The 20,948-nt window shown below is 70.7% G+C and carries 17 protein-coding genes; 8 read left to right on the forward strand and 9 right to left on the reverse strand.

Annotation, left to right across the window (positions count from 1 at the left end; all coding sequences use genetic code 11):
• Positions 1-130: 130 nt before the first annotated feature.
• The 6 genes from ABZU52_RS06125 to ABZU52_RS06150 form a co-directional block, all read right to left on the reverse strand.
• Positions 131-1,417, reverse strand: a complete 1,287-nt coding sequence (locus tag ABZU52_RS06125) for an ABC transporter substrate-binding protein (RefSeq protein WP_354969982.1) — start codon at positions 1,415-1,417, stop codon at positions 131-133.
• Between the two features lie 85 nt (positions 1,418-1,502).
• Positions 1,503-2,615 carry a branched-chain amino acid ABC transporter permease gene (locus ABZU52_RS06130; protein ID WP_354969983.1) on the reverse strand — a complete coding sequence of 371 codons (1,113 nt, stop codon included), beginning with the start codon at positions 2,613-2,615 and terminating at the stop codon, positions 1,503-1,505.
• Positions 2,612-3,490: a branched-chain amino acid ABC transporter permease gene (locus ABZU52_RS06135; RefSeq protein WP_354969984.1), complete on the reverse strand. Its 879-nt coding sequence runs from the start codon at positions 3,488-3,490 to the stop codon at positions 2,612-2,614. Before ABZU52_RS06135 ends, ABZU52_RS06130 begins: the two co-directional genes overlap by 4 nt.
• A 30-nt stretch (positions 3,491-3,520) precedes the next feature.
• Positions 3,521-4,243: an ABC transporter ATP-binding protein gene (locus ABZU52_RS06140; protein WP_354969985.1), complete on the reverse strand. Its 723-nt coding sequence runs from the start codon at positions 4,241-4,243 to the stop codon at positions 3,521-3,523.
• A gap of 116 nt (positions 4,244-4,359) precedes the next feature.
• Complete coding sequence (locus ABZU52_RS06145; protein WP_354969986.1) at positions 4,360-5,145, reverse strand: ATP-binding cassette domain-containing protein; 786 nt, start codon at positions 5,143-5,145, stop codon at positions 4,360-4,362.
• 137 nt (positions 5,146-5,282) lie between these two features.
• Positions 5,283-6,179, reverse strand: coding sequence for an alpha/beta hydrolase (locus tag ABZU52_RS06150; protein WP_354969987.1), 897 nt, complete (start codon positions 6,177-6,179; stop codon positions 5,283-5,285).
• A 185-nt stretch (positions 6,180-6,364) separates the two neighbouring features.
• Between ABZU52_RS06150 and ABZU52_RS06155 the strand changes: the two genes are divergently transcribed.
• The gene (locus tag ABZU52_RS06155; RefSeq protein WP_354969988.1) at positions 6,365-8,626 is read left to right on the forward strand and encodes a catalase; all 2,262 of its coding nucleotides are present in this window, start codon (positions 6,365-6,367) and stop codon (positions 8,624-8,626) included.
• Positions 8,627-8,688: 62 nt separating this feature from the next.
• On the opposite strand, the gene ABZU52_RS06160 is transcribed toward ABZU52_RS06155, so the two are convergent.
• Positions 8,689-9,561: an LLM class F420-dependent oxidoreductase gene (locus tag ABZU52_RS06160; RefSeq protein ID WP_354969989.1), complete on the reverse strand. Its 873-nt coding sequence runs from the start codon at positions 9,559-9,561 to the stop codon at positions 8,689-8,691.
• A 344-nt stretch (positions 9,562-9,905) separates the two neighbouring features.
• Here ABZU52_RS06160 and ABZU52_RS06165 point away from each other — a divergent pair, with 344 nt between their 5' ends.
• Entirely contained in the window at positions 9,906-10,412 is a 507-nt protein-coding gene (locus ABZU52_RS06165; protein ID WP_354969990.1) for a winged helix-turn-helix domain-containing protein, read from the forward strand.
• A gap of 73 nt (positions 10,413-10,485) precedes the next feature.
• Here the strand turns inward: ABZU52_RS06165 and ABZU52_RS06170 are convergent, their stop codons facing one another.
• The gene (locus tag ABZU52_RS06170) at positions 10,486-14,895 is read right to left on the reverse strand and encodes a S8 family serine peptidase (RefSeq protein WP_354969991.1); all 4,410 of its coding nucleotides are present in this window, start codon (positions 14,893-14,895) and stop codon (positions 10,486-10,488) included.
• 193 nt (positions 14,896-15,088) lie between these two features.
• On the opposite strand from ABZU52_RS06170, the gene ABZU52_RS06175 reads away from it, so the two are divergent.
• On the forward strand, positions 15,089-15,661 hold the full coding sequence (locus ABZU52_RS06175) for a winged helix-turn-helix domain-containing protein (protein WP_354969992.1): 573 nt from the start codon (positions 15,089-15,091) through the stop codon (positions 15,659-15,661).
• Positions 15,662-15,692: 31 nt separating this feature from the next.
• On the opposite strand, the gene ABZU52_RS06180 is transcribed toward ABZU52_RS06175, so the two are convergent.
• Positions 15,693-16,589, reverse strand: a complete 897-nt coding sequence (locus ABZU52_RS06180; protein ID WP_354969993.1) for a diiron oxygenase — start codon at positions 16,587-16,589, stop codon at positions 15,693-15,695.
• Between the two features lie 48 nt (positions 16,590-16,637).
• Here ABZU52_RS06180 and ABZU52_RS06185 point away from each other — a divergent pair, with 48 nt between their 5' ends.
• The 5 genes from ABZU52_RS06185 to ABZU52_RS06205 are packed head-to-tail and all read left to right on the forward strand — an operon-like array spanning position 16,638 to position 20,857.
• Positions 16,638-17,357, forward strand: coding sequence for a TetR/AcrR family transcriptional regulator (locus ABZU52_RS06185; RefSeq protein WP_354969994.1), 720 nt, complete (start codon positions 16,638-16,640; stop codon positions 17,355-17,357).
• A complete protein-coding gene (locus ABZU52_RS06190) occupies positions 17,354-17,653 on the forward strand; it encodes a DUF4873 domain-containing protein (protein WP_354969995.1) in 300 nt (99 codons plus the stop codon). The genes ABZU52_RS06185 and ABZU52_RS06190 overlap by 4 nt, the downstream gene beginning before the upstream one ends.
• Entirely contained in the window at positions 17,654-19,147 is a 1,494-nt protein-coding gene (locus tag ABZU52_RS06195) for an NAD(P)/FAD-dependent oxidoreductase (RefSeq protein ID WP_354969996.1), read from the forward strand. It abuts the gene before it with no gap.
• Positions 19,137-20,009, forward strand: coding sequence for an SDR family oxidoreductase (locus tag ABZU52_RS06200; RefSeq protein ID WP_354969997.1), 873 nt, complete (start codon positions 19,137-19,139; stop codon positions 20,007-20,009). The genes ABZU52_RS06195 and ABZU52_RS06200 overlap by 11 nt, the downstream gene beginning before the upstream one ends.
• A complete protein-coding gene (locus tag ABZU52_RS06205; protein ID WP_354969998.1) occupies positions 20,006-20,857 on the forward strand; it encodes an alpha/beta fold hydrolase in 852 nt (283 codons plus the stop codon). Before ABZU52_RS06200 ends, ABZU52_RS06205 begins: the two co-directional genes overlap by 4 nt.
• Positions 20,858-20,948: the final 91 nt, after the last annotated feature.

A 20,948-nucleotide genomic window follows, 5' to 3' on the forward strand; every position in this document is an offset into this window, starting at 1 on the left:
GGCGCACCGATCTTGTACTGAAAACCCCCCCCCCACCCCCCCACCCGCCCCGCCCCCCCCCCCCCCCCCGCGCCCCCCCCGGGATTGGACCCGCCCCCCCCCGCCGGGCCGGACGTCACGGGTACGGGGCTCAGGAGACGGTCGGCACCCCGTTCGCCGGCGGCGCGGCCGGGGCGGCGGCGTACTCGTTGACCGACCCGTCCGCCTCGTCCGTCTCGTACGCCGGCCCGAAGTAGCTCTGCACTCCCCCGGTCACCCGGCTCAACCGCTGGCCGCCGTACCCGGAGTGGTCAGTGTCGGAGAAGCGCAGCGGCACCAGCCCGGGGCCCTGAAAGCCGCCCTTCTGCACGGCGTCGATGACCTTCTCCCGGGTGAGGTCCTTGCCGGCGGCGAGCAGCACCTGCACGAAGAGGTAGCCGACCGACATGCCGTAGACGATGTTGCCGTCGAACGGCGCGTTCCCGTTGTGCTCCTTGTTGACCTTCGTGAAGAGCTGGATCCACGGGTTCGCTGTGTCGTTCTGCATCGGCAGGTAGTTGGTGCCGATCATGCCCTCCAGCAACGGCGCGGCGGCGCCGAGCTGCTTGGCCAGGGTCGGGTGGTCGGCGCCGACGTTGGAGACCAGCCACTGCGGCTTGAAGCCCAGCCGGGCCGCCGTGCCGATGGAGAGCGCGGTGAAGCCGGGCACTGTGGCGAGCACGACGACCTGGCAACCGGCCGCCTTGAACGCGCCGATCTGCGGCGCCACGTTGGTGTTGCTGGTGACGTACGTCTGCTTGACCGCGACCGCTCCGGCGCCGAGCACCTTCTCCACGCCGGCCAGGCTGTCCCGGCCGAAGTCGTCGTCCTGACCGAGGAAGCAGACCTTCTGCCCGGCCAGGTTTGCCTTCGCGTAGTTGGCGAGGATCTTGCCCTCGACCGTGTAGTCCGGGTTGAACCCGAACGTGCCCGGATACTTGTCCGGTTGATCCCAGCTGCGGCTGCCGGAGGCGACGAAGAGATCGGGCACCCGGTTGCTCTTGAGGAAGTCGAGCACCCCGGTGTGCGTCGGCGTACCCAGACCGTTGAGGACGGCGAAGACCTTGTCCTGCAGGACGAGCTGACGGACCACCTGCTGGGTGTTCGCCGGGTTGTAACCGTCGTCCATGATCTTGTAGGTGATCTTCCGGCCGTGCACTCCGCCGTTGGCGTTGACGTAGTCGAAGTACGCCTTCGTCGCCGGGGCGATCTTGGAGTACCCGGCCGAGGCCGGCCCGGTCAGCGGCATGTGGGTGCCGACGGTGATCTCGGTGTCGGTGACGCCCGGCACCGACGCCCCGCCGGAGCCGGGGCCGTCGTCGCCGCTACAGCCGGCGGCGGGGATCAGCAGGGCGATGGTGCTGACGATCGCGATGCCGCGATGCGCTCTACGGTGCATGGGAAACACCGACCTTTCTCGGTCCGGTTGCTGGGGGGAACGGTGTGGTGGTGGGGCGCCCGGCCGTGGCCGGACCGAGGACAGCTCAGGAACGCCGGGTCGGCCGCCTGGCCAGCACCGCCCGGCCGAGGCGCGACAGCAGACCCTGCACACCGCCAGGGGCGGCGATCATGACGACGATCAGGGTGAGTCCGAAGATCGCCAGGGGGAGGTTGCCCTCCAGCCGCTGCGCCACCGCCGGCGAGAGCGTGAGCAGCTCGGTCAGCGAGTGGGTGAGATCGGGCAGGGCGACCAGCAGGACGGCCCCCCACAGCGCGCCGGTCAGTCGACCCAGGCCACCGATCACCACGGCCATCAGCAGAAACAGCGACAGGGTCAGCGAGAACGCTCCGGGAGACACGCTCTGCGCGAGTACCGCCAGCAACGCGCCGCCGAGCCCGGCGGTGGCGGCACTGACCACGAACGCGAGGACCTGGGTGCGGGCCACGTGGATGCCGGCCAGCCGGGCCGCCACCTCGTCGTCGCGGACCGCCCGGAAGGTACGCCCGTAGCGGCTGCGGATCAGGTTCGCCAACAGCAGCAACGCGAGCAGGGTGGCCGCGCCGGTGATCCAGAGCTGCCACCGCTCGTACGGGAAGTACGGGCCGAGCGACAGCGGCGGCGGCTCCACCGGCACCGACAGCCCCTGCTCACCGTTGAACACGCCGTCGAAGGTGACGGCCAGCGCCGGCACCACCACGGCCACCGCGAGGGTGACCCCGGCCAGGTAGGGGCCGCGCAGCCGGGCCGCCGCCACACCGACCACCGCGCCCACCGCGACCGTGCTGACGATCGCCGCCGCCAGCGAGAGCGGCAACAGCCAGCCGCCGGTCATCCCCCGGTCGGCGAACGCGGTCTGGCACAGCGCCACGGTGTACGCCCCGGTCGCCATCAACGCGCCGTGCCCGAGCGACAGTTGACCGTTGAGCCCGGTGAGCACGGTCAGCCCGGCGGTCGCGCAGAGGTAGGCGGCCACCGTGGCGAGCTGGAAGTTGCGGAACGGCTCGACGGCGTAGCTGACCGCCACCAGCAGCACCCCGGCGGCCAGCACCACCGCGAGGTGGCGCAGCAGAGTGGAGCCGCGGCGCCGGTCGACCGGTCGGCCGCCCGGGTCGTCGCGCTGGCGTGTCGGCGGCACTGCCGCCCTGGTGGCGCTCACACCCGCCTCGCCGCGACCGGGGCGAACAGCCCACCGGGCCGGACCAGCAGCACCGCCAGCAGCAGGACCAGCACCGCGAGCGGGGTGAGGTCACTGCCGGCGTAGCCGCTCACATAGGAGAGCAGCAACCCCACCACCAGACCACCGACCACCGCCCCCGGTGGACTGTCCAGCCCGCCGACCACCGCCGCGGTGAACGCCGAGACGAACACCAGGTCCATCGCGTGCGGGTGCAGGCCCAACTCGGTCGGCAGGACCAGCATGGCGGCCAGCGCGCCCACCCCGGAGGCGAGCGCCCAGCCGAGGGTCAGCATGCCACCGACGTTGACCCCGAGCAGCCGGGAGACCTCCGGGGCGAAGGCCGCCGCGCGCATCCGCAACCCCACCGGGGTACGCGCGAACATCCACGCCAGGCCGCTGACCACCACCCCGATCGTGGCGAAGACGAACAGGTCGTACGGGGACAGCACGGCGACCCCGGCCACGGTGAGGGCGGACCGGCTGAACGGCGCCTCGGCGGGGCGGAACTCGCTGCCGTACACCATGCCCAGCACGGCCTGGATCAGCAGCACCAGCCCGAGCGCGACGATCACCGGGTTGAGCGGCGAGGCGTGATCGACGTGCCGCATCACCACGCGGTCCACCAGCGCGCCGAGCAGCAGGCCGGCGACGATCGCGACCACGAAGCCCAACCAGTAGGAGCCGCTCGCGGTGCTGACGGTGTAGGCGACGTACGCGGCGGCGACGGCCATCGCCCCCTGGGCGAAGTTGACGACCCGCGCCGCCCGCCAGATGAGCACCAGGGCAAGCGCGAACGCGGCGTACACCGCGCCCCGGGACAGGCCGTCGACGGTGAGGAAGACGAAGCGGTCCAACAGTCCTCCCTTCGGGGGACGAGGTGGTGGTCAGAAACCGAGGTACGCGTGGCGCAGGTCGACGTCGTCACGCAGCTGCACCGCCGGGGCGGCGATCACCACCCGACCGAGGGACATCACCACGCCCTGGTCGGCGACGGCGAGCGCGCTGCGCACGTTCTGCTCGACCAGCAGGACGGTCAGGCCGGTGCGGTCGCGCAGTTGCCGGAGCAGAGCCATGGTCCGGGCGACCACCCGTGGCGCCAGGCCCAGCGACGGCTCGTCCAGCAGCAGCAGACGCGGTCGGCCGACCAGGGCCCGACCGAGCGCGAGCATCTGCCGCTCACCGCCGGAGAGCTGGTGACCGAGGTGCCGGCGGCGGCGGGCCAGCGGCTCGAAGAGCTGGTAGACCTCGTCGAGGGCCCGCCCCGCGTCGGCCCGGTCGCGTCGCCACAGCCCGCCCAGCCGCAGGTTCTCGTCGACGGTCAGCTCGCTGATCACCCCCCGACCCTCCGGGACGTGCGCCATGCCGCGTCGGACGAGCTGCTCCACCGGCGTACCGCGGAGGTCCTCCCCGGCCAGGAGCACCTGGCCGGCGGCCGGGCGGATCATGCCGGAGAGCGCGCGCAGCAGGGTGGTCTTGCCGGCGCCGTTGGCGCCGACCACCGCGGCGATCGTGCCGGCCGCAACGGTGAGGTCGATGGCCCGCAGCACGGGCGCGGCGCCATAGCCGGCGACCAACCCCCGCACCACGAGCAGATCGGACGCGCTCACGGCGCCACCTTTCGTTCGCGACTGCGGGGCTCGCAAACCCGGCTCACTCCTCGCGCTCACGGGGCCACCTTTCGTTCGCGACTGCGGGGCTCGCAAACCCGGCTCACTCCTCGCGCTCACGGGGAGACCTCCTCGACGGTGGCACCGAGGTAGGCGTCGGTGACCGCCGGGTCGTCGCGGATCTCGTCCGGGGTGCCGGCGGCGATGACCCGGCCGAAGTCGAGCACCACGATCTCGTCGCAGACGGCCATCACCAGGTCCATGTGGTGCTCGACCAGGAGCACCGCACAGGGGTCGGTGTCCCGCCGGGGCAGGTGCCGGACCAGCTCCGCCAGCTCGGCGATGTCGTCGCCGCCGAGGCCACCGGCCGGCTCGTCGAGCAGGAGCAGCCGGGGCCGGGCGGCGAGCGCGCGGGCCAGGGCGACCCGCTGGCGTACGGCGAAGGGAAGTGTGGTCGGCGCGGCCTCGGCGTGCTCGACGATGCCCAGCTCGTCGAGGATGGCCAGGGCGTCCCCGCGCAGCCGGCGCTCGTCGCGGTCGCTGGCCGGCAGCCCGAGCAGCGCCGGGACGAAACCGGCACGGGCGGTGTGCGAAGCGCCGGTCATCACGTTCTCCAGCACGCTGAGCCCGGCGAAGAGCCCGGTGCCCTGCAGGGTCCGGGCGATGCCGAGCCGGGTCAGCCGGTGCGGCCGTGGCCGCAGCGGCCGGCCGTCGAGGGTGAGTGAACCCGTCTCCGGTGCGACGAAGCCGCAGATCACGTTGAACAGCGTGGTCTTGCCGGCGCCGTTGGGCCCGATGACGCCCACCACCTGATGGGGTGGCACCCGCAGGGACACGTCGTCGAGGGCGGTGAGGCCGCCGAAACGGACGCCGATGTGGTGCAGTTCGAGGCCGCGCTCCATCACCCATCCCTCTGTCGTGGCGGGTGTTTATTTACACTCGCAGTGTACGTTTCTCGGGTTTGGCGTCAAGACCTTCAATGCCCCGGCACGCAGGCGGACGGGGCGGCCGCCAGTGGCGACCGCCCCGGTGATGGCCGTCAGACGCTGGGGCAGGTGTTGCGGTACTCCTCGATCTGCGAGCCGCTCGGGCCGGGGCAGAGGAACTGCTCGTAGCGGGTGTCGTCGTCGACGAACCGCTTCAGCCAGGCCACCATCTGCCGTGCGGTCGGCGTGTTCGTCGTCTGCGGGAAGAAGTGGCTGGCCCCGTTCAGCTCCAGGTACGCCTTCTCGGCGGAGGCCGGGATGCTGTTGTAGAAGGGCACGGAGTGCGACGCGACCGGCGCGACGGTGTCGCTCTCGCCGCCGATGATCAGCGTCGGCACCCGCAGCTCGGACCAGCTCTTGTCCAGGTTCCACGGCGCCAGCGGCACCGCGGCCTGCAACGACGGCCGGGACGAGGCCGCCTCCAGGCTGCCCCCGCCACCCATCGAGTGACCGGCCACCGCGAGTCGACTGCTGTCGATCCGGGTGCGCACCGAGCTGCGCTCGGTGAGGTAGTCCAGCGCGGCGAGCAGCTGCCGGCCGCGGCTGTCCGGCTGATCCAGCCGGCTGTTGGTCTCGATGCCGATCACCACGAAGCCGTGCGAGGCGATACGCGGTCCGAGCCAGCTGATGCTGGACCAGGCGGCGGTGTAACCGGGCGAGATGGCGATGGCGCCGAAGGTGCCCTCGCTGGTGCTGGTCGGGTAGTAGATGACGCCGCCGCCGAAGCCGGTGACGCTCAGCGAGGACACGCTCTGCGAGGCGGTCGCGAACGGTCCGCGGCTGGCCTCCAGGATCGCGGTGGTCGGGTTCGGGCCCCGCTCGTACGGGCCGGCGGCCTGGACGGCGCCGGACGATCCGGCCAGGACGCCGCCGGCGGCCAGCACGGCGGCCAGCACGATCCGGGTGGCACGGGCTGCGACGGGACGGGTGGTGGTGGTTGGTGAGGACACGTCGGGCACTCCCTAAAGTCGAGGGATATCGACGTGTGTCAGTTTTGGCTGCGGCGCCGGTCCCGGCATCGGCGAAATCACCAGTCCCCGGCGCAGGATGCCTCGATCAGTTGTGTTTCGACCCTCTGACCAGGGGTAGCAGGGCAGACGCCGGCCCGCACACGCGCCATGGAGAGGTTCATTCAGTGGATTCCAGCAAGCCCGCCGAGGCGGTCAAGAACGCCGTGAAGACCGCCTCAGGAAAGATCGCCGACGCCCTCACCCCGGATGTCCCCGGTGCGCCGGGGAGCGCGCCACCGACCGTCGAGGAGCCGACGATCCCGCACGACCCGCTGCCGCCGAAGCCGGAACAGGGGGCACCGCAGACGCGCACCCCGACCGGGGCGGAGACCGGCGCGCCGACGACCGCGAACGGTCAGCAGGGGGCCTACCTCACGACCGCGAACGGTGCGCGGCTGCGCGACACCGACCACTCGCTCAAGGCCGGCCCGCGCGGCCCGGTACTCCTCCAGGACCACCACCTACGCGAGAAGATCACGCACTTCGACCACGAACGCATCCCGGAGCGCGTGGTGCACGCCCGCGGCGCTGGCGCGCATGGTCTGTTCACCGCGTACGGCACCGCCGAGGCGGTCACCAGGGCCGGGTTCCTCAAGAAGGGGCGCGAGACCGAGGTCTTCGTCCGATTCTCCACCGTGCTCGGTTCGCGGGGTTCGGCCGACACGGTCCGGGACACCCGTGGCTTCGCCACGAAGTTCTACACCGACGAGGGCACCTTCGACCTGGTCGGCAACAACATGCCGGTCTTCTTCATCCAGGACGCGATCAAGTTCCCGGACATCATCCACGCCGGCAAGCCGCACCCCGACCGGGAGATCCCGCAGGCGCAGAGCGCCCACGACACCTTCTGGGACTTCGTGTCGCTGCACACCGAGGCGCAGCACCACACCATCTGGAACATGTCCGACCGGGGCATTCCGCGTTCGTACCGGACGATGGAGGGCTTCGGCGTGCACACCTTCCGCCTGGTCAACGAGGCCGGTGAGACGGTGCTGGCCAAGTTCCACTGGAAGCCGAAGCTGGGCGTGCACTCGCTGACCTGGGAGGAGGCGCAGCTGCTCGGCGGCATGGACCCGGACTTCCACCGCCGCGACCTCTACGACGCCATCGAAGCCGGCGCGTACCCCGAGTGGGAGCTGGGCATTCAGGTCTTCCCGGACACTGACGAGGAGACCTTCGCCGGCATCGACCTGCTGGACCCGACGAAGATCGTGCCGGAGGAGCTGGCCGAGGTGCAGCCGATCGGGCGGCTGGTGCTCAACCGGACGCCGACGAACTTCTTCGCCGAGACCGAACAGGTCGCCTTCCACCTCGGTCATCTGCCCCCGGGCATCGACGTCACGAACGACCCGCTGTTGCAGGGCCGGCTCTTCTCGTACGTCGACACGCAGCTCACCCGCCTGGGCGGGCCCAACTTCACGCAGATCCCGATCAACCGCCCGCACGCCGCGGTGAACGACATGCTGCGCGACGGTTTCCACCAGCAGGCCGTGCACGCGGGCGTCGCGCCGTACCGACCGAACTCGCTCGACGGCGGCAACCCGTTCCCGGCCGGGGACGCCGAGCACGCCTTCGTCGACGTGCCGGTCACTGTCGCGCAGGCACCGAAGGTACGCGCGAACCCGGCCTCGTTCGACGACCACTACAGCCAGGTCCGCCTGTTCTGGCTGAGCATGTCGCCGGTCGAGAAGGAGCACATCATCCGGGCGTACACCTTCGAGCTGAGCAAGTGCTACCACCAGGCGATCAAGGAGCGTCAGCTGCGGAGCCTGGCCAACATCGACCCGGTGCTGTGCGAGCAGGTCGCCACCGGCCTGGGCCTGCCCGCGCCGCAACCGACAGTGCCGCTCGCCGACGCCACGCCCAGCCCGGCGCTGTCACAGGTCGGTCGGGAGTGGCCGAGCGACGGCCGCATCGTCGGGATCGTCGTCGACCCCGCCGGTGACCTGGACGACGTCGACGAGGTCCGCCGGGCCGTGTTCGACGCCGGCATGGTGCCGCTGCTGATCGCCCCGCACGGCGGCATGGTGGGCGACCTGCCGGTGCAGCGCACCTTCGCCACCGGCCGGTCGGTCGAGTTCGACGCGGTCCTGCTGGCCGGAGCGCCGGCGCCCGCGCCGGACGCCCTGCCCGCCCGCGACGCCAAGGCGGGCCGGCCGGACCCGGCCACCGTGGACCCCCGCGTGCTGCTGCTGGTCGAGGAGTGCTGGCGGCACGCCAAGGCGATCGGCGCCTGGGGCGCCGGCGTCACAGTGCTGGAGCAGGCCGGCGTCGCCGGCACCCCGGGCGTCGTGGCGGCGGGCTCCGGCGCCGAGGCGCTGACGGCGGTGCGGCAGCTGATGGCCGCGCACCGGGTCTGGGAACGGTTCCCCGCCTCGGTCGCCTGACCCAACCACCGACGAGGGCCGTCCTCCGCCGCACCGGGAGGGCGGCCCTCGTCGCGGCGGAATCAGCCGATGTCAGCCAACCGGGGCAGCACCTCGTCGCCGAGCCGCTGGGCGAACTCGACCGGGTGCCGGTCCGGCGTCACCTGCACCTCGCTCACGCCGAGCGCGGCGTACTCGGACACCTCGGCGAGGAACGCGTCGACGTCGTCCAGCGGCGACCGGGCGGCGACCACCGTCTTCTCGATGGTGTCGTAGTCGCGGCCCTCGGCGGCGCAGTGCCCGCGCAGCACCTCCAGCTTGCGCGCGATGTCGTCGATCCCAGCGCGGCCGAACAGGTTGCAGGCGTCGGCGTACCGGGCCACCAGCAGCAGGGTCTTCTTCTCGCCGCCGCCACCGATCATGATGGGCGGGTGCGGGCGGCTCAACGGCTGCGGCGAGTTGAGGGTCTCGGCGAGCTGGTAGTGCTGCCCGTTGAACGGGCCGTCGTTGGCACTCCACATCTGAAGGCAGATGCGCAGCGTCTCCTCCAGCCGCTCGAACCGCTCGGCCACCGGTACGACCGGCACACCCAGGCCGAGCTGCTCCCGCTCGTACCAGGAGGCGCCGATGCCGAGGCGGGCCCGGCCGCCGGACAGCACGTCGAGGGTCGTCACGGTCTTGGCGAGCAGCCCCGGATAGCGGTACATCACACCGGTGACCAGCACGCCCAGCGTCATCCGTGACGTCACAGCAGCGACGTAGCCCAGCGTCGTGTACGCCTCCAGCATCGGCTCCTCGGCCGCGAACACCGCGTCCATCTGGAAGAAGTGGTCCATCACCGTGAACGAGGCGACGCCGGCCTGCTCGGCGCTGGTCGCCGTCTGTGCCAGGGTCGGTGCGATCGCGGCCGGGTCGGCCGGGGTCGAGTAGTTCCAGTAGTGCAGCCCGAGCTTCATGTTCGGCACCTCCACGACGAGCCTAGTGCCGCGTGTGCCGGGGCGACTCGGAACTGCACGCCACCGCCGACACGGCCCGTCTGCTCGGCACACCGGCGATGGTGCAGCTCACTCGAATTGTCTTGGTTCTGTCACAAACACCCCCGCCGCTTCCGGAAAAGCGCATGGTCGGCGGTGGGGTCGGGTGGGCTTGAACGGCGCAACGGAATTCATCTGCTTGCCTGCAACCATGTTTAACCCAGCCGAGATCAGCCACCACTAGGGTCAGGACGCCGATCGATGTCTCGGTCGGCGGTGCGAAAAATCCATCCGGAGTGATTTGGGGAACCGGAAGGTGTTGGCAAATGCAGGAAATTCCAGTCGCCAGCCTGGTCATCGGCATCGCGTCCTCACCGGCGGAGCGGCGACATCTGGCCCGGCTGCTCGGCGGCAGCGACGCCTTCCTGATCGTCTCGACCGTCGACCAGGCACGAGAGTTCCTCGGGGTGATCGAGGCGCCTCCCGTCCCGGCTCCCCCGACCAGGGCGGCGCTCGTCGAGGTGGCGCCGAGTCCACAGCCACCGCCACCGGACCTGGCCGTCGACTCCGACCGCCGGGTGCTGCGGTGGCGCGACCAGGAGATCGACCTGACCCGGTTGGAGCACGACGTCCTGCTCTGCCTGGTGCACGCGCCCGGGCAGGTCTGGACCTACGAGCGCCTGCACCTTGAGGTCTGGGGCAACCGGCACCTCGGCCGGGGCTCCGACATGCACTCGGTGGTCCGCCGGGTGCGCGGCAAGCTCGCCAGGCTCAACGCCGCGGCGACGATCCACTCGGTGCGCGGCGTCGGCTTCCGGCTCGCCCCCGTCTGACCACCCCGGACGCGGTCCGGCCCGCCTGGTCGAGGACCAGGCGGGCCGGATTACGTCGTCTAGCGCTCAGGCGTCAGCACTTGATGGGCGCCAACCCGAAGTTCTCCACTGTGGGAGTGGAGGTGTCGATCCTGGTCTTACGGGTCTGCGGCTTCCAGCCATCCTTGGCCACGATGATCGTGAGCGGGTTGTTGCGGCGGTCCACCCAGTAGGCGTACTTGCCCTCGGCATCGGTGGCGAAGGTGTACGACGCCGCCCACGAGTCGACCTGCACGACAGCACCGGCGAGCGGCGCTGTCGCACCCTGGCAGCTGGTTCCGGTGACCGTACCCAGGAGCTTGCCCCAGCTCTTCGGGGGGTTCGCGGTCATGGTCACCGCGACCGGCGGCACCGAGTACGGGGTGTTCTCGGAGATCGCCACCGCGCCGGAGTAGGTGCCCGGCTGGTCCACGTTCGCCGTCAGACCGACGGTGACAGTGACCTTCGCACCCGGTGCGAGGGTGACCGCCGACTTGTCGATGGTCATCCAGCTCACGTCGGCCGCCGACTCGGAGCATCCCTCGAAGCCCGGGAGCACCTCGCTGTCCGGAGCCGCGTTGAAGCTGCCGGACGAGCCGCCGATCTTGTAGAAGCCGCACGCCGCGCCGCCGCGGTACCGCGCGGTGTTGGCGTTCGGCAGGTTGGACCACGAACCGGTGGCCGGGTCGAAGGCGAAGCCGGCGTTGCTGATCGCCCCACCCTGCGAACCACCGACGACGAGGAGCTTGCCGCTGGCCACCGCGTACGAGCTGGCCCAGTTGTCGGCCGGCGCGTCGGCGACGGCCGTCCACGTGTTGGCACCCGGGTCGAAGGCGTAGCTGGACTTCTGCGCGGCGGAACCGTCGTTGCCGCCGGTGCAGTAGAGGACGCCGTCGATCCCGCCGCAGGAGGCGAAGGCCACCGACTTCGGGTAGTTGGCCATCGTCTCCCACTTGTCAGCGGTGGGGTCGTACCGGACGACGCTGTTCGACATCGGCAGGCAGGCCGCGGTCGTGCAGCCACCGACCGCGTACAGCTTGCCGTCGACGACGGCCTGACCGGCTGCGGCCCGCGGTGCCGGGTTGTCGGCCAGCTCCGTCCAGGTGTTGGCCCCCTGGTCGTACGACCAGGTGGCGGAGTCCGGGCCCGCGTCGGCCCAACCACCGGTGACAATGATCTTGCCATTCACCACGCCCGCGGTCAGGGCGTTGCGCGCGCCGGGAAGGTCGGCGATCGCCGTCCAGGTCTGCGCGGCCGGGTCGTAGGCGTAGTTCTTGGTGGTGGAGGCCTCACCGTCGCCGCCACCGAGCGAATACACCTTGCCGTCCAGGTTCACCACCCGGTTGTCCATGATCGTGGCCGGGTAGTTGGCGATGCCGGTCCACGGCGCCGCCTGCGGGCCAGCCGCCGCGGCAGCGGCCGTGGCCTCCTTGCCGGACGCCTTGGCAGCGAACGACGTCGGTACGGTGAGCCGCTGCTCCGGCGCGCCGCTGGACCCGAGCACCTGCTGGCGGGTGACAGTGGAGCCGTCCGCCCGCAGGAGCTCGAACCCGTTGTCCCGCTCACCGAACTTGACCTCGACCGGCGCGCCGCCGGTGTTGGTCACCGTGAACGTCTTGCTGGCCTTGCCGTTGGGCATCTGCAGCGTCGCGCTCAACTGCGTCGGCGTCACCGACAGCCGACCGGCCGCGAGCTGGAAGTTCGCGGTGGTCGCCCAGTCGGCCTCGACGTCGACAGGCTTGGTCTGGCTGACGTAGTTGCCGGCGGTGGCCGTGAACGGGTGCTCGCCGGTCAGCGACGAGTAGATCCAGTAGAAGCCGTCGGCCAGCCCGGGGTCGTCCGGGGTCGCCACGGTGACGGCCTTCTCGGCGGGCCGGTCGTTGCTGGTGACGGTCGCGCCGTTGACGTAGCTGTCGTCGTTCTTGTCGCGGACGTTGCCGACGACCAGACCGCCGTCGACAGGTACGCAGGTGACCTGGCTGCCGATCAGGACGTTGTCGACCTCCCACCACCACTCGTACGAGGCGTCGTAGTAGTGGAACCGCACCTGCACCTGCGCCTTGCCGGCCGCCTGCGGGATCGGGATCTCGGTCACCCTCGGTCCCCGGACGTCCGTCTCCTGTCGGAGCACGTTGGTCCAGGTGGCACCGCCGTCGATGCTCAGGTCGACGTCGGCGGTGTCGTCGTTGAGCTGGTTGAAGTCCTGGTTGAACCGGATCACCGGGGCGGTGACGCTGGTCAGGTTGACCACCGGGCTGACCAGGGACGTGTCCTGCCTGGTGCCCGCGCCGTAGGCGTCGCTGTCGATCATCGCGAAGTTGCCGGTGCCGCCGGTCAGGTTGCCCCGGTCGCCGTCGTCGGTGAACTTCCAGACCTGACCGCTGCCCGCGTTGTCCACGACCGTCCAGCCGGCCGGCGTGGTCGTGGCGTCGAAGGTCTCGTACTCACCGTCGGAACCGGTCGTGTACCCGGGCGCGGTGGTGCAGACGGTGGTGTCCACCGGCACGGCCACGTTGGCGGTGGTGTTGCCCGAACCGACCACGACCTGCTTGGTGACGGTCTGGTAGCCCGGGTACTGCGACTCGTACTTCAGGGTGTACGTCTGCCCGGCCGGCAGCTTGATGCTGTAGCGGCCGTTCGACGGGGTGGTGTAGTCGTAGACACCTGACACGCCCGTCACTGTCACCTTCGCGTACAACGGCCAGCCGTGGCCGGAGCCGTCGGTGACCGATCCGGTGACGTTGACACTGGGCACCGCGGTGAGGGCGACGTTGAGCGTCGTGGTGGCACCCTTGGCGACCGTCGCAGTCCTGGTGGTGCTGCCGTAGCCGAACGCCGCGACGGCGACCTGGTAGTCGCCGGTGGGGAGTTGGGTCGAGAACTTGCCGTCGGCACCGGTGGTCAGCTCACGCTCGGACGGGCCGGTGAGCGTCACTGTCGCGCCGGCGATCGGGGCGCCGGAGGTCGCGTCGGTGACCGTGCCGGCCAGCGTGCCGACGTCGCCGGTCGGGGCTGCGTTGAGCAACGCGAGGGCGTCCAGCCGCCCTTCGCCGTAGACGTTGTTGTCCGCCGCGGTGCCACCGCACTGGCTGTCGGCCTTGTCGATCGCGGTGCCGTTGAGCAGCGCCCGCGTCGCGTTGACGTCGCCGACCAGCGACGGCGCCGCCGAGTACAGCAGCGCGATCGCGCCCGCGAGGTGCGGTGCGGCCATCGAGGTGCCACTGGCGGTGCCGTACGCGTTGCCCGGGATGCTCGACCGGACGTTCACGCCCGGTGCGGAGATGTTGGGCTTGATCTCGCCGTTCTGCCCGACGCCCCGGGCCGAGAAGCTGGCGATCGTGTTGTTGACGTCGTACGCGCCGGCCGAGTAGTTGCTGACGAGGCTGCCCGGCGAGCCGCTGGTCTGGCACGCCGGCCCACTGTTGCCGTTGGAGAAGACACCGAAGATGCCGGATGCGGTCCAGGCCCGCGTCACGTCCTCCATGAAGGGCTCGTTCGACGGCAACCGGGTGCCCCACGAGTTGTTGATGATGTTCGGCCGCTTGCTGGCGTCCGGGTTCTGGCCGTTCAGGTCGGTCGGCTCCAGCATCCACTGACCGGATTCGATGAGTGCGGCATCGGTCGGGCAGCAGCCGTTCGCCGAGATCCACTTGACCCCGGGGGCGACACCGATCTGGTTCGCTCCACCGTCGGAACCGGCCATGGTGCCCATGGTGTGCGTGCCGTGTCCATCGTCGTCACAGGGGGCGGCAGCACACGTACCGGCGGCGTCGAACCAGTTGTAGTTGTGGTCGAACGTGCCGTCGCCGTTGTTACCGCGGTAGGAGTTCACCAGGGCCGGGTGGTTGTACTGCACACCACTGTCGATGCTCGCGATCGTGATGCCCTCGCCCTTGACGCCGTACTGGGACCAGACGTCGTCGGCGTTGATGTTCGCGACGCCCCACTCCAGGGCGTTCACGGTCTTCTCGTCGGTGCCCTTGGTCAGCTCGGGCAGCTGGTACGCGACCGGGGCGTAGAGGCCCTCGACCTCGGAGTGCCCGGCGAACTTCTGGGCCATCGCCAGCGAGCCGCTGTTCACCTTGATGGCGTTGGTGGCCCAGAAGGTCTGGTACTTCGTGCCCGAGCTGTCGAGGTCGGCTCGGATCCTGCCCTGACTCTCGGCGGCGGTCTTGCGCAACGCGTCCGCCACCGCCGTGCCACGCTTCGACCAGTCCTTGATGGCGCTGGCCTTGCTCAGGTCCGCCCGGTCCTTGAACCGGATCCAGAAGTCCCCTTCACTCTTGGCCTGGAGCTGCTTGGCGAGTTCCGGTCGGATCTTGTCGCCGGTCGCCCCCGTCGCGCCACTCGGCGCGGCCTGCGCGCCGGAGCCGATGGTGGCCAAGCATGTCGCGGCGAGAACCGCCGCCGCGCCGGCGCTCACCACTGATCTGGCCGCGCGCCGCCATTGTGGACGTCTGAACATCGGTGCTGCCTCCCTCAGAACGACCCAGGGTGTGATGGGCCATGGTGGACCTCCCCATGCACCGCGCGGGTCACGCCGGTTGCCCGAGTGGACACTATGATCGAGAAGAACGGACGATCAAGAACTTGCCGTGAGCAACTTGTCGCTAAGAGTTGCCCTACTGGCGGCGCGCTTGCCAATCATTGTCAGGACCATGACGAGATTTGGGCAGGGATGCCCATCGATCCCGGGCGGTGTGGTGGCCGAGGACGACGAGGCAACGGTGAACAGGGGTGATCCGGCCGACGAGCCGTTCCCACTGCTGATCGCGGTGACCCCGTCGCCGGCCGAGCGGATCCGGCTCGCGGAGCTTCTCGACGGCATCGCGCCGCTGCTGCTGGTCGCCGACCTCGACGAGCTGCGCCGGCTGATCGCCGCGCCGCAGCCGGTCGCCGCCGCGCCCGAACCGGCGCCGGTCGCCGCCCTGGTGATCGACTCGGCCCGCTCCACGGCCCGCTGCGGCGACCGTGAAATCGACCTCACCCGGCTGGAACACGACCTGCTGACCTGCCTGATCACCGAACCGGCCCGGGTCTGGAGCTACGCCGACCTGCACCGGTCGGTCTGGGGCGACGCCGGGCGCGAACGCAAGGCGGACGTGCAGTCGCTGGTGAAGCGGCTACGTCGCAAGCTGCACGACCTGGGCACCGGAGCCACCATCGATGTGGTGCGCGGTGTCGGGCTGCGGCTGACCGATCACCAGCAGGCGCGGGTCGAACGAGCCTGACAGCGACGTGGCCTGAGCGGAGTGACAAGGGTCAGATCAGCCCGGCCCGGGCCCACAGCAGACGCCCCGGCCCAGCCACCAGGCCAACGCCCGCCAGGTTGGCGTGCACCCGCGCCGCCGACCAGCGCAGCGTGGCACGCCAGTGCGGGTTGGCGTGGGCAGCGGCACGACCGACCGCCGGTGGAATGCCCACCGCCGCGTACACGTCGGGATGGATCAGGCGGTTGGCGATCGTGTAGGCGGCGCGACCGACCAACAGTCGGGCGTACGCCATGCCCACCGGGCCGGTGGCCGCGACCGCTGCGGCCAGCTCCTCGCGGGCGAACCGGACGTGTCGCGCCTCCTCCACGACGTGGATGCGGGAGACCATCCGGATGAGCGGTTGGAGCGACTCGTCCGCCATGATCTCGCGCTGGAACGCGTCGAGGATCTCCTCCGCGATGAGGATCGCGGCGTACATCCGGGGGCCGCTGGCGGTGGCCTTGAGAAAGCGCCCGAGGTGGTGGTCCACAGTGCTCGCGCGGTAGACCGGGCAACCCATCGCGTCGATCAACCGGCCGAACATGATGGAGTGCCGGCACTCGTCGGCGACCTCGGTCAACGCGTACTGGGCCTGCCGGCTGGTCGGGTCGGCGCGGTAGTACTGGCGGATCAGCAGCTGCATGAGGATCGTCTCGAACCACAGTCCGGCGCTGGCAGCGCTGGCCACCTCGTGCTTGGTGAGCTCGACGCGCTGCTCCTCGCTGAGCTGCTCCCACAGTGACGTGCCGTAGAGGCTGCTGCGGTGCGGTGGAAGCCAGTAGCCGCCAGGGGTGTGCGGGGCGTCCCAGTCGATCTCGACGGTGGGGTCGTAGCTGGTGCGTAGTGAGGACGTGAGTAGTCGCTCGGCGACCGCCGCGCGCTCGGCTTCCGTCGGTGCGGCCTCCATGACTCCTCCATATTGACGTGACGGCAAGTAACTGTTACGAGTAGTAGCATGCAATCGCCGCTCACTGATGTCAATGCACCCGACCCGCCTCCGGACGACGATCCGAAGGCGAAGGGCAACGGTCGCCGAGACCGCTGGGCAGACCATCGTGAGCATCGGCGGCAGGAGTTGGTCGGTGCCGCCGTGCAGGCGTTGCTCCGGCACGGCCCGGACGTCGACATGGCACAGGTCGCCGCCACAGCGGGCGTCAGCAAACCGGTCCTGTACCGCTACTTCGCCGACAAGTCGCAGCTCTGGATCGCGGTGAGCGAGGTGGTGGCGGCCCGGGTGGTCGACGCCATCGCACCGGCGATCGAGCAGGTCCGCGAGGAACGCGACCTGGTCGAGGCGACGATCGACGCGTACCTCGGGGTGATCGAGTCACAGCCCACGCTCTATCGGTTCCTGATGCGACAGTCCGGGCAACCCGGCATCCACCAGGTGGTCGCCGGCACCAGCCGGCAGGTCGCCGCAGGGCTGGCCCGGGTGATCGGTGACCGGCTACGAGCGCTGGGCCTGGACGCCGGCCCGGCCGAGCCGTGGGCGTACGGCCTGGTGGGTTTCGTGCAGGCGGTCGGCGACTGGTGGACCACGCACGGTCAGCCGATCAGCCGGGCCGCCCTCACCGACTACCTGACCACCCTGCTGTGGAGCGGCATCGAGGGGGTACGCGCCAGCGCCGACCTGCCACCCGAGCTCACCCGCGCCCACGAGCGGATCGTGCCGTGAGCTACCACGGGCCGGCGGGCGTCGAGGGCACAGCGGTCCGGGTGCACCTCAGCGGGCGGTGGGAGCCGGTCGACGGCCGCTTCCACTGGGGCGGGCGGATCGAGCCCGAGCCCCGGGTGGCCCACCTGCTGCGCTCCGGCCGGCGCGACGTCGAGGTGCGCATCGCCGACCGGGTCCGGCCCGCCCGGCTGGCCGAGGTCGATCCATGGGGTGGCGTACGCATCACCGGCGTGGGCGATCCGCCCTGGCCGCCGGAGGCCGACCCGGCTGCCGCGCCCGAGCTCACGGAGGAGTGAATGGAAACAGACGTCGCCATCATCGGCGCCGGCTTCGGTGGCCTGGGCGCCGCCATCCGCCTTCAGCGGGCCGGCTTCACCGACTTTCTCGTCTTCGACCGGGGTGACGACGTCGGCGGCACCTGGCGTGACAACAGTTACCCCGGCTGCGCCTGCGACGTCCCGTCGCACCTCTACTCGTTCTCCTTCGCCCCCAACCCCCGCTGGTCGAACACCTTCTCCGGTCAGCCGGAGATCTGGGACTACCTGCGCGGCTGCGTCGACCGCTTCGGCATCCGCCCGAAGGTCCGGCTGCGCCACGAGGTGCACGAGGCGAGGTGGGACGACCAGCGCCGACGGTGGCTGCTGCGCACCTCCGGCGGCGACCACACCGCCCGGGTCCTGATCTGTGCCGCCGGCCCGCTCAGCGATCCCGCCATCCCCGACCTGCCCGGCATCGACGAGTTCGCCGGCACCGTGTTCCACTCGGCGCGGTGGCGGCACGACCACGACCTCACCGGCCGCCGCGTCGCGGTGATCGGCACCGGCGCCTCAGCCGTCCAGTTCGTGCCACAGATCCAGCCGACGGTCGGGAAGCTGATGCTCTTCCAGCGGACCCCCGCGTGGATCATGCCGAGGGCGTCGCGCCGGGTCAGCGGGGTCGAGCAGGCCGTGTTCCGCACCGTGCCCGGCGCGCAACGGGCCGCTCGGGCAGGGATCTATCTGGTACGCGAGAGCATGGGCCTGGGCTTCCTGCACCCGGCGGTCAACCGTCTCGCCTCGCGGCTGTCGCTGCGTACGCTGCGGCGTCAGGTCCCCGATCAGCACCTGCGGGACAAGCTCACCCCCCGGTACGCGATGGGTTGCAAGCGGGTGCTGATCTCCAACGACTACTGGCCGTCGCTCACCCGACCGAACGTCGACGTGGTGACCGCCGGCATCGCTCGGATCGTGCCGGATGGCCTGGTCACCACCGACGGCGTCCACCACCCGGCGGACACCGTCATCTTCGGCACCGGCTTCCACGTCACCGACTCCCCCGTCGTCCGGCGCATCCACGGCCGTGACGGGCGCAGCCTGAGCGAGGCCTGGACGCCCAGCATGCGCGCGTACCGGGGCACCACCATCGCCGGCTTCCCCAACCTGTTCTTCCTGCTCGGCCCGAACACCGGGCTCGGGCACACCTCAGTGGTGCTGATGATCGAGGCCCAGTTGCACCTGGTGCTCGCGGCTCTGCGGCACATGCGGGCCAAGGGCATCGAGGCCATCGAGCCCACCGCTGACGCACAACGGCGCTGGACCGAACGGATCGATCAGAAGATGACCGGCACCGTCTGGCAGACCGGCTGTTCGAGCTGGTACCTCGACGCGACCGGCCGCAACACCACCATCTGGCCGGGCTTCGCCACCAGCTTCCGGATGCGGCTACGCCGGTTCCGCCCGGCCGACCACCTGATCGCCTCGACCGGCAGCACCCCCAACGAACCGGAACGGGAGCACGCCGATGCGGTATGACCTGGCTGGCAAGATCGTCCTCATCACCGGCGCGGCGCGGGGAATCGGGGCGCAGATGGCCCGCGAGGCCGTCGCCCGCGGGGCCCGGGTCGCCCTCGTCGGCCTGGAAGGCGAGCTGCTCCAGCAGCTCAGCGCCGACCTGGACGCGCACTGGTACGAGTGTGACGTCACCGACCAGGCGGCGTTGGATGCCGCAGTCGCCTCCACTGTGGACCGCTTCGGTGGCATCGACGTTGTCGTGGCCAACGCGGGCATCGCGAACCTCGGGACCGTCGCCGTCGGGCCGGTCGACGCGCTGGTCCGTACCGTCGAGGTGAACCTCTGCGGCGCGATCCGCACGGTCAGCGCGGCGCTGCCCCACGTCACCGCCGCCCGTGGCCACGTCCTGATCGTCTCGTCAGCGGCTGCTTTCACCGCGATGCCCGGCATGGCGGCCTACTGCGCGTCCAAGGCGGGTGTGGAGCAGTTCGCCAACGTGCTGCGCCTGGAGACCCGCGCACGCGGCGTCACCGTCGGCACGGCGCATCCGATCTGGATCGACACCGACCTGGTCCGCGACATCCGTGACGACCTGGCGTCGTTCCGCACCACGCTGCGCCGGTTGCCGTGGCCGCTGTCCACCGTCGTCCCGGTCGAACAGTGCGTCGAGGCCCTGCTGCGCGGTATCGAGCGCCGCAAACGCAAGGTGTACGTGCCACGGTCGCTCGCCATGGTGCAGGCGCTGCGGCCGGTGGTGCTGAGCGGTTTCTCGGACGCGTTGATCACCAGGTTCGGCGGCCGGACCATGGTCGGCCAGATGGAGGACGAGGTACGCCAACTCGGGCGGTCCTTCGGCAGGACGTCAGTGGGAGGTCGGTCATGACCATTCATTTCCGACGTGCGGGCAGCGGCGAGCCCCTCGTGCTCATCCACGGCATCGGTCACCGCCACCAGGCGTGGGAGCCGGTGTTCGACCGGCTCACCGCCCACCACGAGGTGATCGCGCTCGACCTGCCCGGATTCGGGAACTCTCCGGTGCCCAGCACCGGCATGCCCGCCGACATGGCCGCCACCGTGGCCGGAGTCCTGCCGGCCCTGACCGAGTGGGGGCTGGAGCGTCCGCACGTCGCCGGCTACAGCCTCGGTGGGGCGATCGCCCTGGAGCTCGCCGCCACCGGGGCGGTCGCCTCGGCCACCGCTCTCTCCCCCGCCGGCTTCTTCACCCCGGCGGAGCGCCGACGGGCGCTGGCCATCCTCCGGACGCTGCGGGCAAACTCGTACCTGCCCACCCCGATCATGCGGGTCGCGCTGCGCTCGGCGTACCTGCGGGCCCTGTGCTTCGCGCCGCTGATGGCCCGCCCGAGGCTGCTGGATGTCGAGCGCGCGCTGGGCGACGCGCTCGCCCTGCGACGCGGGCCCGGCTTCAACGCCGTGGCCCGAGCCGCCCGCGACTATCGCTTCGACTGCCAACGGCTGCACGACGCGACGGTGCCGGTGACCATCGGCTGGGGAGACTGCGACCGGATCTTCGGCGTCCACCAGGCCGAACGCGTCCGGGTGGGCCTGCCGGCGGCACGGGTGGTGACGCTGCCCCGCTGCGGGCACGTGCCGATGAGCGACGACCCGGACCTGGTCGCCGCGCTCATCCTGGAGACCACCGGCGCCGTGCCCCGCGCACCCGAGCGACCGGATCCGTCGGCGTCGCGGGTCAGGAAATCACCGCACAGCTGACGTCTCCATCGCCGCGTTTTCCGGTAACGACATGGTGCGAACCGGCTGCCACGTAACGTGAGGTAGAGCCGGTAAACGGCTGACGCCAGAC

Origin of the sequence: Micromonospora sp. NPDC005220, assembly GCF_040607895.1 — a bacterium.
GTDB lineage: Bacteria > Actinomycetota > Actinomycetes > Mycobacteriales > Micromonosporaceae > Micromonospora.

Bases quoted from the DNA above. Each gene is read 5' to 3' on its own strand.
- ABZU52_RS06125 (WP_354969982.1), bottom strand. From the start codon at position 1,417: ATGCACCGTAGAGCGCATCGCGGCATCGCGATCGTCAGCACCATCGCC.
- ABZU52_RS06145 (WP_354969986.1), bottom strand. From the start codon at position 5,145: ATGGAGCGCGGCCTCGAACTGCACCACATCGGCGTCCGTTTCGGCGGC.
- ABZU52_RS06160 (WP_354969989.1), bottom strand. From the start codon at position 9,561: ATGAAGCTCGGGCTGCACTACTGGAACTACTCGACCCCGGCCGACCCG.
- ABZU52_RS06165 (WP_354969990.1), top strand. From the start codon at position 9,906: ATGCAGGAAATTCCAGTCGCCAGCCTGGTCATCGGCATCGCGTCCTCA.
- ABZU52_RS06170 (WP_354969991.1), bottom strand. From the start codon at position 14,895: ATGTTCAGACGTCCACAATGGCGGCGCGCGGCCAGATCAGTGGTGAGC.
- ABZU52_RS06175 (WP_354969992.1), top strand. From the start codon at position 15,089: ATGACGAGATTTGGGCAGGGATGCCCATCGATCCCGGGCGGTGTGGTG.
- ABZU52_RS06180 (WP_354969993.1), bottom strand. From the start codon at position 16,589: ATGGAGGCCGCACCGACGGAAGCCGAGCGCGCGGCGGTCGCCGAGCGA.
- ABZU52_RS06185 (WP_354969994.1), top strand. From the start codon at position 16,638: ATGCAATCGCCGCTCACTGATGTCAATGCACCCGACCCGCCTCCGGAC.
- ABZU52_RS06195 (WP_354969996.1), top strand. From the start codon at position 17,654: ATGGAAACAGACGTCGCCATCATCGGCGCCGGCTTCGGTGGCCTGGGC.
- ABZU52_RS06200 (WP_354969997.1), top strand. From the start codon at position 19,137: ATGCGGTATGACCTGGCTGGCAAGATCGTCCTCATCACCGGCGCGGCG.
- ABZU52_RS06205 (WP_354969998.1), top strand. From the start codon at position 20,006: ATGACCATTCATTTCCGACGTGCGGGCAGCGGCGAGCCCCTCGTGCTC.